We start from the raw sequence: 14,615 nt of genomic DNA, 5'->3' as shown, positions 1-14,615 counted from the left end.
GGGACCGCGGGACGCGGGAAGGCCGGAACGGCAACCTCGGCCGCCCGCCCGCGCGCCGGTGCTCCGGGGGCGCACGCCCCCGTCGCCGGGCCGGGAGAGCCCTCGTCTAGTCCAAGTAATCCCGCAGCAACTGCGACCGCGACGGATGCCGCAGTTTCGACATCGTCTTGTTCTCGATCTGGCGGATGCGCTCCCGGGTGACGCCGTAGACCTTGCCGATCTCGTCGAGCGTCTTGGGCTGGCCGTCCTTGAGGCCGTAGCGCATGGAGACGACGCCCGCCTCGCGGTCGGCCAGGGTGTCCAGGATGGCGCGCAGCTGCTGCTGGAGGAACGAGAAGCCGACGGCCTCGGCGGGCACGACCGCTTCTGTGTCCTCGATGAGGTCGCCGAACTCGCTGTCGCCCTCGTCACCCAGCGGGGTGTGCAGGGATATCGGCTCACGGCCGTATTTCTGGACCTCCATGACCTTTTCCGGGGTCATGTCGAGTTCCTTGGCCAGTTCTTCCGGGGTGGGTTCGCGGCCGGTGTCCTGGAGCATCTGGCGCTGAATCCGGGCCACCTTGTTGATGATCTCCACCATGTGGACCGGAATGCGGATCGTACGGGCCTGGTCGGCCATCGCGCGGGTGATGGCCTGGCGAATCCACCAGGTGGCGTACGTGGAGAATTTGAAGCCCTTCACGTAGTCGAACTTCTCGACGGCGCGGATGAGCCCGAGATTGCCCTCCTGGATGAGGTCCAGGAAGAGCATGCCGCGTCCCGTGTAGCGCTTGGCGAGCGAGACGACGAGCCGCAGGTTGGCCTCGACGAGGTGCTCCTTGGCGCGGGCGCCGTCCGCGACCAGGATCTCCAGCTCGCGCCGGAGCCGGCCGGTGGGCTCACCGGTGTCCAGCTTCTCCTGGGCGAACAGGCCGGCCTCGACGCGCTTGGCCAGCTCCACCTCCTGCTCGGCGTTGAGCAGCGGGACCTTGCCGATCAGCTTGAGGTAGTCCTTGACCGGGTCGGCGGAGGCCCCGGCGCCGGCGACCTGCTGCGCCGGCGCGTCCCCCTCGTCACCGTGGGACAGGGTGAATCCGCCGGCCGCCTCGATCGCCGTACCGTCGGCGGGTACGTCTTCCGGGGCCGGGGATCCGGTTATTTCCTGCGGTCGCGTGATGGCCGAGGTGAGTGACACGAGGAACCTCTCGATACACATAGGCAAGGTGCGCGGCGGGCACCTCTTTATTCATCGCGCACTTACCCGTGGTTTGTTACACGATAATTCCCGTGATCTGAATCACGGTTTTCCGGGCGGCGGTCCCCCGGCGGGCCGCAGGGTGATCACGCGGGTGGTGTGCCGGGCGACCGCCGTGCGGCCGTACAGCAGCGGAAAGGCGCGGTCCGCGGCCCAGTCGGCGAACAGGTCGCGGTAGTGCGGGCTGTCCGGCACGCCGGACTGGCCGGGCGCGTTCATGGCCACCGAGGCGTCCCAGTCGCCGACGTCGATCACCAGCCGGAAGGTCGCCCCGCCCGCCTGCCGGAAGTCCGTACCGTACGAGGTCGCGTTGACCGTGTCGCCGCTGCCGCCGCGCGGCACGGGCCCGGCCCGGGTCCAGTCCGGGGCCCGCTCCCCCAGCCAACCGGCGAGCGGATGCCGCGGTTCCGCCTGGTGCAGCGCTCCCCAGGTCCAGCGGGCGCGGTCCGGTCCCAGCAGCCGCCCGAGTTCGGCGAGCGCGCCGGGGAGAGTGGTGAGGACGGCCGTACGCAGGGCGCGGTCCGGGTCGGGGCCGAGCCGGTCGCCGGGCGTGAGCAGCAGGCCGAGATCGATCCGCGGGTCGGTGGTGGCGGCTTCGGCGGCGGGCAGGACGCGTGCCAGGGCCGCGGCGCGCCGGTCCGGGGGCAGCAGGCGGGCCAGCGCCCGTTCCAGTACGGCCGGGCGCAGGTGCCGCCGGTACCAGACCTCGAAAAGCGCGGCGGGTACGGAGTCGGGCGCCAGCCGCGCGTCCCAGGCGCGCAGCCGGTTCAGCGCCCAGTTCACGTCCGGGTCGTCGCTGGTCAGGCCGGTCAGCAGCGGCAGGATGCGGCGGGCGGACAGGCTGGTGCAGTCGGTCTGGAGGCGGACGCAGTCCGCGACGGTCCAGCCGGTGCGGGCGTCCAGTTCCGCGGCGACGCGGTCGTGGCGGATGGGCGCGTACCAGTCGTACGTGATCGTCCGGCGGGCGTTCGGATAGCCGGGCGGGAGGTTCATCTCGTTGGCCGTGGCGAACCAGCCCCGGCCGGGGTCGCGTACGGACGGCAGCGTGCCCACGGGATGGAATCCGGCCCACTCGTAACGGCCGTCGCCGGGCACGGGCAGGGTGCCGTCCCAGTTCGGCCGGGCGGGGACGCGGCCGGCGGGCTGCCAGCCGATGGTCCCGTCGGGGGCGGCGTAGACCTGGTTCTCGCCGGGCGCGCCCCAGCGGCGCAGCGCGGCCACGAAGGCGTCGGGTCCTTCCGCCGTCATGTACTCCGTACTGCCCAGGTACGGGGCCATGCCCGGGCCGAGCCAGGCGGCCCGTACGGCGAACGCCGTGCCGCGCTCCGGGTCCTCGTGGATCACCGGCCCGTGCCGGGTGAACCACAGCTCGACGGTGACCGGCCGCCCGTCGCGCACGGGCACCGTCTCGGTGACCCGGGTCATGGGCTCCCAGCGGCCGTCGTAGCGGTACTCGCGGGGCGCGTCCGGGTTGGTGCGGTAGACGTACAGGTCCTCCTGGTCGATGGGGAAGATGGTCAGCCCGAAGGCGATCCGGCCGTTGTGGCCGATGGAGATGCCGGGCAGTGCGGGCTCCCCCGCGCCGATGGCGTCGATGCCGGGGGCCGACAGGTGGGCGAGGTAGCGCAGCGCGGGCAGGGTGACGGCGCGGTGCGGATCGTTGGCCAGCAGGGGCCGGCCGGTGGCGGTACGGGACGGGGCGATCACCCAGTTGTTGCTGCCGTCCGGGCCCTGGCGCGGGCCGCCGTCCTCCCACGGCGGGTTGGTGGCCAGCCGGTAGACCCGCAGCACGTCGTCGGGGATGACGGACAGGTCCAGGCCGTCCGGCACGCGCAGGGTGTGCGCGGGTTCCCGTGCCCGGCGCAGGTCCTCGACCGCGGGGCCGTGGTCGCGCAGCGTCAGCGCGCGGGCGACCTCCTGCTCCAGGTTGTAGTAGAGGCCGTGGCTGCGGATGCGGGCCACGTCGGCGGGCTCCCAATAGGCGGGCCGGTGGCCGAGCAGCGCGAACTCGGGCGGCAGATGGGCCGGGTCGGCGCGGCAGAGCGCTACGTAGGCGTTGACGCCGCGCACGAAGGCGCTGGTGATGCGCTCCGTACGCGGCCCGTAGGCGGCCCATTCGGCGGCCATGTCACCGCGGTACAGGAAGAGCCGGGCCGCCCGGTCGTGTTCGAGGCAGCTCTCGCCGAACACCTCGGAGAGCAGGCCGAGGCCTCGGCGCCGCCACAGGTCGATCTGGAAGAGGCGGTCCCGGGCGGCGTTGAAGCCCTGGGCGAGGAACAGGTCGTCCTGGGAGGCGGCGTACAGGTGCGGTACGCCCCAGCGGTCGACGCGGATCTCGACGGGGGCGGCCAGGCCGGGAACGTCGTAGGTGGTGTGGTCGGGGGTGGTGCCGTTGTCGCTGTGCGGCGGCATGTGTCTCCAGGGGATCGCGTGCGCCGGTCCGGCCGTCCTCAGAGCGTCGGCTCGAACCGGCCGTCCACCGCCGTCCAGCCGCCGTCGACCGTCAGCACGCTCCCGGTGACGAAGGTCGACGCGTCGGATACGAGGTAGACCGCGGCGCCCGCGATCTCGTCGGCGCGGGCCCAGCGGCGCAGCGCGGACGCCTGGGCATACGCGTCGTACCACTGCGGATCGGCGGCGATCTGGTCGGTGAGCGGGGTGCGGACCACGCCGGGCGCGATCGCGTTGAACCGGACGCCGCGCGGCCCCCACTCCGCCGCGGCCGTCCGCAGGAACTGCACCAGCCCGGCCTTCGAGGCGGCGTACGCGCTCTGTCCCGGCTCGACCTGGAAGGCGCGCATGGAGGCGAGGCCGACCACGCTGCCCCGGCCGCGCTCGGCCATGGCCGGGGCGACGGCCCGTACGAGCGTGAAGGCGGCCCGGAGGTTGAGGGCCAGGACCCGGTCGAACTCCGCGGCGGTGTAATCAGTGATCCGCTTGCGCACATTGACACCGGCGGTGACGACCAGCCCGTCCAGCGCTCCCCACCGGTCCGCCGCGGCCCGTACCGCGTCCTCGTCCAGCACGTCGAGGGGGCAGGCGGTCGCGGTGCCCGTGCGGCTGCCGGGGGCGGACGGCTCGGCGGCAGCGGCCTCAGCGGCAGCCGCGGCACCCGCCGCATCCAGATCGGCCACGATCACCTCGGCACCATGCGCAGCCAGAGCACACACCACCTCCCGGCCGATCCCCCCAGCGCCACCCACCACCGCGACACGCCGCCCATCCAGGCGAAACAGCTTCGCGTACTCCACCGCCCGGCCGACTGCATGCTCCGACGCGTGCTCCATCGCCTGCTCCTTCGCCCGATGTGTCCGGCTTCTCGTGTCCCGCAGTCCGCTTCCCGCGCCACGTCACCGCGGCAGCCCGGGATCTCATCGATCACCACACCGCCGACGCCGGGCGCGCCCGGCGCCCGGAACGCGGCGTGCGGACCGCGCGTGAAGGCGGAAGGGTCATGCGGCGGCGCCTTCGGGGCGGGTGCCGCTCCCGGCGAGGAAGTGCCGGGCCGCCGCGGCGTACACCCGGGCGTACTCGCCGATCTCGCGCACCTCAACGTACTCGTCCTTCTGGTGGGCGATCCATTTGCCGCCCGGCCCGTAGACGACGGTCGCCAGGCCCGCGTCGCGGGTCAGTATCGTCCCGTCGGTCGTGCCGGGGACCGCGCCGAAGGGCGGGGCGCTGCCGTGGACCAGGCGGTGACCGGCCACCAGCGCCGTGACGACCGGGTGGCCGGCGTCGGTCTCGATGGCGGGCCGGTCGTCCACGACGGTCAGCCCGACGGTGACGCCCACGCCCGCCGCGGCGTCCTCGGCCGCCTGCCGCAGGTGTCCGATCAGCTCGGCGTGGTCGGTGCCGGGGACCGTCCGCACGTCGACGCCGACCACCGCGTGGGCGGGGATGACGTTGAGCTGGTCAGGGTCGCCGCCGTGCAGCACCGTCGGGGTGACGGTCACCGTCCCGGCGTGCGGATGGGTGCCGTACCGGCGTACGGCCCATTCCTCGGCCCCGGCGAGCGCGGCGACGACGCGCGCGCCGGCGACGAGCGGGTTGCGGCCCTCCTGGGGCATCGCACCGTGCGCCATCACCCCGTGCAGCGCGAACCGGAGGCGGATGCCGCCGCGGGCCGAGGTGCACACTTCGTAGCCCTCCGGCTCGCAGACGATGACGCCGTCCACCCCGGCGGCCGTCGGGGAGGCGGCGAACGCCTTGGCGCCGAGCATCAGGCCCTCCTCGTCGCACAGCACGCCGACGACGATCCGGCCGGGGAAGGGACCGGCCTGCTGGAGCGCCCGTACCGCGTAGATCATGGCCGCCACGCCGGATTTCATGTCGGCGGCGCCCCGGCCCCACAGCCTGCCGTCGTGGATCTGCCCGCCGTACGGGTCGACGGACCAGGCCGCCGGGTCGCCCTCGGTGACCACGTCCGTGTGCCCCTCGAACATCAGGGTGGGGCCCGGCCCGCCGCCGCCCTCGACGACCGCGACGACGTTGGGGCGGCCGGGCGCCACCTCGGTCACCTCGTGCGGCCAGCCGAACGCGGTGAAGAGCCGGGAGACGAGGTCGGCGGCGGGCTGTTCGACGGCGGTGGCGCCGGTGGCGTTGACCGTCCGCAGCCGGACCAGGTCCTGCGCGAAGGCGACCGCGGCCGGTTCGTCCACGTCCGGTACGCCGTCGGTCCGGGCGGCCCCGGCGCCCGGGTCCGACGGCACGATGCTCGGGCTGCTGTGCACGGCACCCTCCCACGTCCTCGCGTCCGAGACCGCGGGATCGGTCCGGCCGGACGGTCTTCCGTACTGTGCGGGCAGGCTCGCACACGGGTCAAGAGGGGCACGGCGGGGCAAGCGGGGCGAATACCGGTCAGTCCCGCACGTCCTCGGGAGCGCAGCGGTAGAGACTCTGGCCCGCGCCGCCTCCGGCCTGCGGCTGCCGGGTCCCGGTGTGCGGCTGTCCCGCCCCGGCCTGCGGCTGCCCGGTCCCGGCCTGTACTCCGGACCCGTTCGCCTGCCCCGCACCGGCCCCCGTCCGCCCGCCGTACGCCGCCGGATCGACCTTCTCGCACGCCGACCGCACCCACCGGCTGATGCGCGCCGTCTCCGAGGTGCCCGCGGAGCTGCGGTTGCCGACGAGCGCGAAGCGCAGCTTCCCGGACGCGACCAGCCGCTGGTACTCCTCCAGGGTGACCGGTTCGGTCCCGGCCGCGAATCCGCCGAGCGGCAGGACGGCGGCGCCGCCGAGGCGGATGTACGGCTCGGCGGAGAGCAGCGCGGCGGAGAAGGTGTACTCGGCGGTGCCCTTGCGCCGCTCCACGTAGTCGAGGATTTTGCGCTGGGCGTCCGTCAGGTGCGCGGGGGTGCCGATGGTCACGTCCTGCGGGCCCGCGGAGGCCGAGTGGGCCGAGCCGGTGTACCGGGGGTCCAGTACGGACAGCGACCAGGTGGCGGGGGCGGCCGCCATCGTGAGGCAGCCCGCGATCAGTCCGGCGGTTCCGGTACGGCGAAGGCGGAGGCGCCGCTTGGCAGCTGACGGGGCGTCATCGGAGCTCGGTCCGTCCTCGCGGCGGGAGCGGACGGCGACGTACGCCAGCAGGCCGAGCGCGGCGAGCGCCGCAACGACGATCAGGGGGATCAGCCACGGCACCCAGTCGGCCTGGTCGGAGACGAGGTGGACCGCCCAGGCTGCCTGTACGGCCACGGTCACGGGCAGCGCCCATGTCCGGAGCCCTCCGGCCCCGCTCACCGTGCCCTTCCGGTAGGCGCGCCACAGCGTGACGACCCCGGCGGCGGACAGCGCGGCGAGGCCGGGCGCCAGGGCGGACATGTACGTGGCGTGCGGGACGTTGATGGCGCTCATGACCGTGGCCGCCGTCAGCAGCCAGCCGCCCCACAGGAGATAGCCGCCGCGCACCGGGTCCGTACGGGGCTGTTTGCGGCGGGTGGCGAAGCCCAGGACGAGTGCGCACAGCGCGAGCGGGAAGAGCCAGCCGATCTGCTGCGCGAGCGGCGCGCGGAAGAGCTTGAGCCAGCCGCTGATGGGGGCGCCCACCGCCAGCTGCGATCCGTCGCCGCCGGTCGGCGACTGACCGGACGGCGAGGCGCCGCCCTGGGCACCGGCCTGGGCACCGGCCGCGGCTCCCCCGCCCCGCGCCGCCGCGCCCTGCCCCTTGACCGCGCCCGCCTGCACGCTGTTGGCGGCGTCCATGCTCCAGCCCCCGCCGAGCCGGTCGAAGCCGTTGTAGCCGAACACCATCGACAGGGCGCTGTTGTTCCGTGAGCCGTCCACGTACGGCCGTGAGTTCTGCGGTACGACGGTCATCAGCAGCACCCAGGAGAGCGAGACGGCGCACAGCACGGCGCCCGCGGTCAGCAGGTGGCCCAGCCGTTTGCGCAGCGTCGCCGGGGAGACCGCGAAGTACGCGACGGCCAGGGCCGGCACGATGATCCACGCCTGCATCATCGCCGCCTGGAAGGCCAGCCCCACCCAGACCGCCGCCAGCAGCAACGGCCGCAGCCGGCCGCTGAGCATCGCCCGCGCGCACTGGTCCGCCGCCAGCACCAGGCACATGGTCAGCGGCGCCTCCAGCAGCGCGTGCCCGAACATCGAGGCCGCCACCGGGGTGAGCGTCAGGACACCGGCCGCGAGCAGCCCGGCCGCCGGGCCGCGCCAGCGCCGTACGGTGCGGTGGATGACCAGGACGGAGACGACGCCCTCGATGCACTGCGGGAGCGTGAGCGCCCAGTTGCTGTAGCCGAAGATCCGCGCGGACAGCGCCTGCGGCCACAGGAATCCGCCGACCTTGTCCAGGGTGACCGTGGAACCGGGGTCGAAGGACGTGAACAGGAACGCCTTCCAGCTCTCCGACATGCTGCGGACGGCGGCGGCGTAGTAGCCGGCGTAGTCGCTGCCGGTGATGTTCCAGGCGTACAGCAGGGCCGCGAGGGCGGCGATGCCCAGGAGCGCGGGCCGGTCCCAGCGCGGCCGCCCCGCGGGTGTGTGCCAGAACTGCCAGCGGGCGTGCGCCTGTTGGAGCGCGCGGGGCCGGTCCACGAAGGTGGTGGCGGACATGGGGTCTCTCCCGTGAACGGTGGGTGGTCGGGGCACCGCAGGGCGACGGTGGGTGCCCGGCGCGGGCGCGACCTGGCCGGGTGCCGCCGCGGACGGCACCCTCGGGGTCGGCGGCCACGCCGGAGCCGGTATTCGGGGGATCGGCGCTTCACCGGCGGCGACGGCGAGGGAACAGCGGGACTTCCCGCCGGGAAAAGGTGCGTACGTACATGGTTCCGATGCCGTCGCGAGCACGCGGTCCCACCGTGTCACGCGAAGATGAGAGAAACATGAAGTCAGGAAGCGGAATCGCGAATCCTGCTTCGTCCAGGGCTTTTCCGGTCAATCCCGCGGGGAGGAATCCGGCAGACGGCCCGACCAGGAATTCTCCCTGCGCAGGAACGCTTCCTCCGAAGCCCCGCCGCTCCGGGTCACCGCCCGCCACCTGCCCCTTCGTTCGCGCGCCACCTTCCGGCCAGTACGGCCGGTTCCCCCACGCCCGCCCGTCACCTGCCGTTGTCCGCCGACCGCACCCCGGCCCCACCGGCGAAAGGCGGTACAAAGCATGGCCGATACCGGCCCCTCACAGCAGGAGAATAGCGCGCGCACAGGAATTACACAGCGGAGATATTCCCCGCGTGCCGGAATAACCAGTTGGACAGGTCCCGGAGGGTGGATCGGCGGGGTGGATCGACGGTCCGGTGAAGTGGACCGGCGCGCCGGCACCTCGGACCGGCGAGTGCGGATGACCGGGAAGAACCCGCGCGCTGATGATGTTGTCCCGGTGAAGTCCGTCCGCACGTCCGCACCCGCGGTCCCGTAACGAGGAGCCCGAACGTGAGCCTGTACGACATCCCCCTGCGCACCCTGAACGGCGAGCCCACCTCACTGGCCGACCACCGGGGCAAGGCCCTCCTGGTGGTCAACGTGGCGTCCAAGTGCGGCCTGACACCGCAGTATTCGGGCCTGGAGCGGCTCCAACAGCGCTACGCCGACCGCGGCTTCAGCGTCCTGGGATTCCCCAGCAACCAGTTCGCGGGCCAGGAGCCGGGCAGCGCCGAGGAGATCAGCACGTTCTGCTCGACCACGTACGGGGTCAGCTTCCCGCTGTTCGAGAAGACGGACGTCAACGGCCCGGACCGGCACCCCCTGTACGCGGAGCTCACCCGCACCGCCGACAGTGCGGGTGAGGCCGGTGACGTGCAGTGGAACTTCGAGAAGTTCCTCATCGGCGCCGACGGCACGGTGGCGGGGCGGTTCCGGCCCCGGACCGAGCCGGAGGCGGCGGAGCTGACGGAGGCGATCGAGGCGGTGCTGCCGAGCCGGGAGGCGTGACCGGGGCGGCGGTGCCGGGCCGGGAACACTCAGGGCCCGGCACCGCCTGACGTGACGTCAGGCGACGGCGCTGTCCGTGGGGGCGTCCGGAGTGGCCGGGCGCCCCGGGCCCTCGGTGTGCGGGCGGGTGCAGGGGCAGGCGTCGTCCGTCCGGGGGCCGGCGCCGGTCTCACCGGCGAGGCCGAACACCGGGTCGGAGCCCGGGTCGGAGCCCGCGTCGAAACAGAGGTCGAAGGCCGACAGCAGGCCCGTCAGCCGCAGCAGCCGCAGCACGCTCGGGCTCTCGGCGACTCCGGCCAGGCGCAGCCGGCCCGCCTTGGCCTCCGTACGCCGCCGGGTGCGGCACAGCATCGAGACGCCGCAGCAGTCGATGAACGTCACATCCCGCACGTCGAGCACGAGATCGGGGTGGCGGGTGCCGGTGATCTCGTCGAGCCGCAGGCCCAACGCGGTCGCCGCGAGAATGTCCACTTCCCCACCCAGTTCCACCACCGTGGTCGCGCCCACCACGCGCTCCCGGCTCGTGAAGCTCCATCCCTGGTCCACCATTGCCTGTCCCCACCTTCGTGCCCGGGCGCGTGCTGCCGTCGCACGCTGGCGGTGGAGACGTACGGAAGTTGGGGGACTCGCCCGGTGCGGCCCGGGCGGCGACGACCACCGTCGGCGTTCGGCATCCCGCGCGGTGCCAGCCTCCGGCGGGGTCCGGGTCGTCGGCTGTGCCCTTACGTGTCTACGGCTTACCCGCTGGCACCGGCATCAGTCCGGACGGCACATACGTAAAGAAGTTGTCTCAAACTCACGTCATGGGGGCGGATGGTGGACGTGTCAACCCCGAAGCGCGCGCATGTGACGGCGGTCACGGCGCTCGGCATGGGACCGGTGCAGCGGTCACCGGGCGGGACAGCGGCGGGCCCGGCGGCAGGTGGGCCGGAACGAGGCGTTCCCGGCCCCCGCCAGGCCCTGCGCCTCGGTCGAAAGACCGAGTAGTTTCCGGCCAGCGTTTATCTTTTTCCTACGCTCCCCTTGGATAGCGTCTGCGTGTCCAGCCCGGACAATCGGTCGCTTGTTCCTCCATTTGGACGAACTAGACTCAATTCCGTCAATCAGCCATCAGGGGCGCGTTGCGGGCACCAGTCCGTTCCCCGTCCCGTACGGCGCCCGCCGCACACGGCCCGGGAATGGCGCGCGGTGCCGGGCGGAGCAGAGACGCGAGAGACAGGGCGAGAGCCGGACCGATGCCGCACCATCCGCACTGCCATGGCCCCGCCACGCCCGATGCCTCCGGCTCCCCGGACCCCGCCGAGGGGACCGCGCAGCGCCTGCGCGACCTTCCCGACAGCCTCCTCCCCCGGCTCCCGCAACTCCTCGAAGCCATGGTCACGGTCGGTGCCGACCTCGACCTGACGGGCGCGATGCGCCGCGTCGCGGACACCGCCGCGGCCCTGACCTCCGCCCGGTACGCCGCCGTCGGCCTGCTCGACGAGGACGGCGTCGCGCTGTGCGACCTGATCGCGCACGGCGTCTCCCCCGAGGACGAGCGCCGGATCGGCCGCCTTCCGGAGCGCAGCCGGATCATCGGCGCGCTGCTGCACGGCACCGACGCGGTCCGCATCGCCGATGTCACCCGGGACCCGCGCGCCTGCGGGGCGCTGCCGCCCGGCCATCCGCCGATACGTTCCTTCCTCGGCGTGCCCATCAGGGCACACGGCGAGCGGTTCGGGACCCTCTACCTCGCGGACAAGCGGGACGGCGCGGAGTTCGACGCCGAGGACCTGCACCTGGTGCGGGTGCTGGCCACCGAGGCGGGCATCGCCATGAGCAACGCCCGGTTGTACGCGGCGGCCCGGCAGCGCCGCCGCTGGATCGACGGCGCCGCCTCCGTCACGACCGCGCTACTGGCCGGACCCACGCCCCGTACGGCACCCGAGGACGCGCTCGCGGTCGTCGCCGAGCGGGGCCGGGAGCTGGCCGAGGCGGTGACGGGGGCGGTGCTGCTGCCGCACTCGGAGGGGGGTATGGAGGTCGCGGCGCTCGCCACGCTCCTGCCGGACCCGGCCCGCGACGAGGCGTACCGGGGCGTGATCCCGCCGGAGAGCCCGGTCGTCCACCAGCTGCGCGCCGGACTGGCCGTCCACGCGGACGACTTCGCCGCCGACCCGCGTTCGGTCTCCCCGCTCGCCCGCCACTACGGCCCGGCCATGCTGCTGCCGCTGCGCAGCGAGACGGGGGCCCACCCGGCCGGAGGCTGGGGGAAGGTGCTGGGCGCGCTCGCGCTGTGCCGGGCCCCCGGCGAGCGGCGCTTCACCTCGTCCGAACGGACCCTGGCGGCGCAGTTCGCCGGGCAGGCCGCGCTCGCGCTCGTCCTGGCGGGCGCGCAGCGCGACCGCGAACGGCTGGCCGTCTACGAGGACCGCGACCGCATCGCCCGCGACCTGCACGACCTCGTCATACAGCGCCTGTTCGCGACCGGGATGCTCCTGGAGGGCACCCAGCGCAGGACGGTGGTGCCGGAGGTGCGGGAGGGCCTGGGCCAGGCCGTGGACGAACTGGACGCGACGATCCAGGAGATACGCACCGCGATCATCGCTCTCCAGCAGGGCCCCGCCGGCACACCGGCGGGGCTGCGCACCCGCATCCTCCAGGAAACCGGTGCCGCGGCCCCTCGCCTGGGCGTCCGGCCGTCGGTCCGGTTCGTGGGCCCGGTGGACGCGCGGGTCGGCAAGGCGAGCGGCGACGCGCTGATCGAGGAGTTGCGGACGGCGCTCACGGACGCGGGCGAGCGGAGCAGGACGTCGGCACCGCACCGTATCGACGTGGTGGTCGACGCGACGGCCGTCCTGGGTGACGGGCGGGCGGGGGTACGGCTGACCGTGGCGGAGGACGGTGTCGAGGCGGTGGACTGGGAGGGACCGCTGCAGGGCGGCGGCCGTACCGGGTCCTAGGCGCCGATGACCTGCAAAGCCCCCCACAGCGCCAGCGTCGACAGGACCAGCCCCGCCGGTACGGTCAGCAGGCCGAGCCGGGTGAAGGTGCCCACGTCCGGGGCGTTGCCGCGGTCCTGGAGGGTGCGCCGCCACAGGAGCGTGGCCAGCGAGCCGACGTATGTCAGGTTCGGGCCGAGGTTCACGCCGATCAGCACCGCGAGCACGGGGCCGGCGCCGCCGTGCGCCGCGACCGGCAGCAGGGCCAGTACCGCGGGCAGGTTGTTGATGACGTTGGCGAGCAGCGCGGCGAACGCGGCCACACCGAGGAGCGCGGGCAGCGAGGAGCCCGCGGGCAGCAGCCGGTCGACGGCGTCGCCCAGGCCGTTGTCCACGACCGCCTGCACCACGATGCCCAGGGCCAGCACGAAGAGGCAGAAGAACGGTTTGGCCGCGCCCACGACGCCGGTCACGGTGGTCTCCCGGCGCGCGAGCGCGCGTATCCCGAGGACCAGTACGCCGGCCAGCGCCGCCCAGGCCGGGTTCAGCCCGGCGAACGAGGTGACCACGAATCCGGCGAGCGTGAGCGAGAGGACCACGAGCGCGAAGACGGGCAGCGGCGGAGGGTCCGGGGTGTCCCCGTCGCCGGCCGTACCCGTCCGCGGCGCTCCGTCCCCGGCGTCCTCCCGCAGCTCCGCCCCGAAGAACCGCCGGAACACCACGTACTCGAAGACCACCGCCACCACCCACGGCAGCGCCATCAGGGCGGCGAAGCGCGTGAAGGACAGTCCGGCGGCGCCGAGCGCCAGCAGGTTGGTGAGGTTGGAGACGGGCAGCAGCAGCGAGGCGGAGTTCGCCAGATGGGCGCAGGCGTACAGGTGGGGCCGGGCGCGGGCGCGGGCGTGCGCGGCGGTGGCCACGATCACCGGCGTGAGCAGCACCACCGTCGCGTCCAGGCTGAGCACCGCGGTGACCGCGGCGGCGAGCACGAAGACACCGGCCAGCAGCAGCCGCGGGCGCCCCGCGCAGCGCCGCGCCAGGGCCGCCCCGGCCGCCTCGAAGAGCCCTTCGCGCGCGCACAGATGCGCCAGCACCAGTACGGCGGCCAGGAAGCCGACGACCGGCAGCAGCGTGTGCACCTGCTGCCAGGCGGCGGACGGCGACACGGCACCGGCCACCACGAGCAGGCCCGCAGCCGGTACGGCCACGACGGCCTCGGGGGCGCCGCCCGGCCTCCGTACGGCGAAGACCAGGACGCAGACCAGCAGCAGGAGGGACAGGATCTCGGCGACGGTGGTGCTCACCCCCGCAAACTACAGGGGCCGGTCCGCGACCCGATATCGCCCCACTTAGGGTGGATTCGTAACACAGTGAGGCGCGCCTCGGAACCCGCCCCGCGCCCCCTCCGGAAGGAGCCCCGGCCATGACCACCCCGCCTCCGCACGGCCCCGAGATCACTCTGCGCCCGCTGCTGCCCGAACACCTTCCGGCCGTGCTGGAGCTGGGTTCCCGCGTCTACGACACCGACGCCATGCCGTACACCGGCTGGTCGCTGACCGCCATCGCCACCCACCTCGACGCGTCCGTGCCCGCCTGCCGGGTCGCCCTGGCCGGTGAGCGGCTCGCCGGGTTCGTCCTCGGCTCGATGACCTTCGAGCAGCGCGAGGACTGGGGGTATCTGGAGTGGATCGCGGTGGACCCGGACTTCCAGGGTCGCGGCGTGGCCGGCCGGCTGGTCGAGGACTGCTGCGCCGCGCTGACCGCGGCGGGTGCCTCGTCGGTGGTCACCGACGTCGAGGTGAACAACACCGCGTCGGCCGCGCTGATGCGCCGCCACGGCTTCACCGAGGGCGTCACCGTCACCCTGTTCGTACGGCCGGGCACCGGCGCGGGCCCGCACCGCGGCGGCATCTCCCTGCCGCACTTCGCCCGCACCGGTCGTCCACGGCCCACGCACCGGGACCATCGCTGACCCGGTGGAGCACCCTCCGGCACCCCGGTTTCTCACCCGGTCGCAGGAAGCACCCGGCGGGCGCGGTGGCGGGCCCCGCCGCCGCGTGTGAGCGTGGCCGGGAGCCGACACA

Annotated in this window: 9 protein-coding genes and 1 pseudogene; 3 read left to right on the top strand and 7 right to left on the bottom strand. The window is 73.7% G+C overall.

The features are described 5' to 3' along the window. Nucleotides 1–106: 106 nt before the first annotated feature. The 5 genes and pseudogenes from CP984_RS36025 to CP984_RS36005 all read right to left on the bottom strand — a co-directional run. Nucleotides 107–1,126 (bottom strand): annotated as a pseudogene (locus CP984_RS36025) (RNA polymerase sigma factor); the annotation flags it as partial. A 150-nt stretch (nucleotides 1,127–1,276) separates the two neighbouring features. Then, complete coding sequence (locus CP984_RS36020) at nucleotides 1,277–3,646, bottom strand: penicillin acylase family protein (RefSeq protein ID WP_003982342.1); 2,370 nt, start codon at nucleotides 3,644–3,646, stop codon at nucleotides 1,277–1,279. 38 nt (nucleotides 3,647–3,684) lie between these two features. Beyond that, nucleotides 3,685–4,521, bottom strand: coding sequence for an SDR family NAD(P)-dependent oxidoreductase (locus tag CP984_RS36015; RefSeq protein ID WP_003982341.1), 837 nt, complete (start codon nucleotides 4,519–4,521; stop codon nucleotides 3,685–3,687). 165 nt (nucleotides 4,522–4,686) lie between these two features. After that, nucleotides 4,687–5,964: a M20 family metallopeptidase gene (locus CP984_RS36010; RefSeq protein ID WP_003982340.1), complete on the bottom strand. Its 1,278-nt coding sequence runs from the start codon at nucleotides 5,962–5,964 to the stop codon at nucleotides 4,687–4,689. Between the two features lie 127 nt (nucleotides 5,965–6,091). Continuing rightward, nucleotides 6,092–8,296 (bottom strand): ArnT family glycosyltransferase, encoded by a 2,205-nt coding sequence (locus CP984_RS36005; protein WP_003982339.1) that lies wholly within the window; start codon nucleotides 8,294–8,296, stop codon nucleotides 6,092–6,094. A gap of 816 nt (nucleotides 8,297–9,112) precedes the next feature. Between CP984_RS36005 and CP984_RS36000 the strand changes: the two genes are divergently transcribed. Then, complete coding sequence (locus CP984_RS36000) at nucleotides 9,113–9,610, top strand: glutathione peroxidase (RefSeq protein ID WP_003982337.1); 498 nt, start codon at nucleotides 9,113–9,115, stop codon at nucleotides 9,608–9,610. 57 nt (nucleotides 9,611–9,667) lie between these two features. Here CP984_RS36000 and CP984_RS35995 read toward each other — a convergent pair whose 3' ends face one another. Next, nucleotides 9,668–10,159, bottom strand: a complete 492-nt coding sequence (locus CP984_RS35995; RefSeq protein WP_003982336.1) for an STAS domain-containing protein — start codon at nucleotides 10,157–10,159, stop codon at nucleotides 9,668–9,670. A gap of 686 nt (nucleotides 10,160–10,845) precedes the next feature. Here CP984_RS35995 and CP984_RS35990 point away from each other — a divergent pair. Further along, complete coding sequence (locus CP984_RS35990; protein ID WP_003982335.1) at nucleotides 10,846–12,552, top strand: sensor histidine kinase; 1,707 nt, start codon at nucleotides 10,846–10,848, stop codon at nucleotides 12,550–12,552. Here the strand turns inward: CP984_RS35990 and CP984_RS35985 are convergent. Beyond that, nucleotides 12,549–13,835, bottom strand: coding sequence for an SLC13 family permease (locus CP984_RS35985; protein WP_003982334.1), 1,287 nt, complete (start codon nucleotides 13,833–13,835; stop codon nucleotides 12,549–12,551). The genes CP984_RS35990 and CP984_RS35985 overlap by 4 nt on opposite strands. Before the next feature lie 119 nt (nucleotides 13,836–13,954). Between CP984_RS35985 and CP984_RS35980 the strand changes: the two genes are divergently transcribed. Next, the gene (locus tag CP984_RS35980; protein ID WP_003982333.1) at nucleotides 13,955–14,503 is read left to right on the top strand and encodes a GNAT family N-acetyltransferase; all 549 of its coding nucleotides are present in this window, start codon (nucleotides 13,955–13,957) and stop codon (nucleotides 14,501–14,503) included. Nucleotides 14,504–14,615: the final 112 nt, after the last annotated feature.

Source organism: Streptomyces rimosus, from assembly GCF_008704655.1.
GTDB lineage: Bacteria > Actinomycetota > Actinomycetes > Streptomycetales > Streptomycetaceae > Streptomyces > Streptomyces rimosus.
The sequence above is the reverse complement of the archived record's forward strand: the minus strand, read 5'-3'. Positions and strand labels throughout refer to the sequence as shown.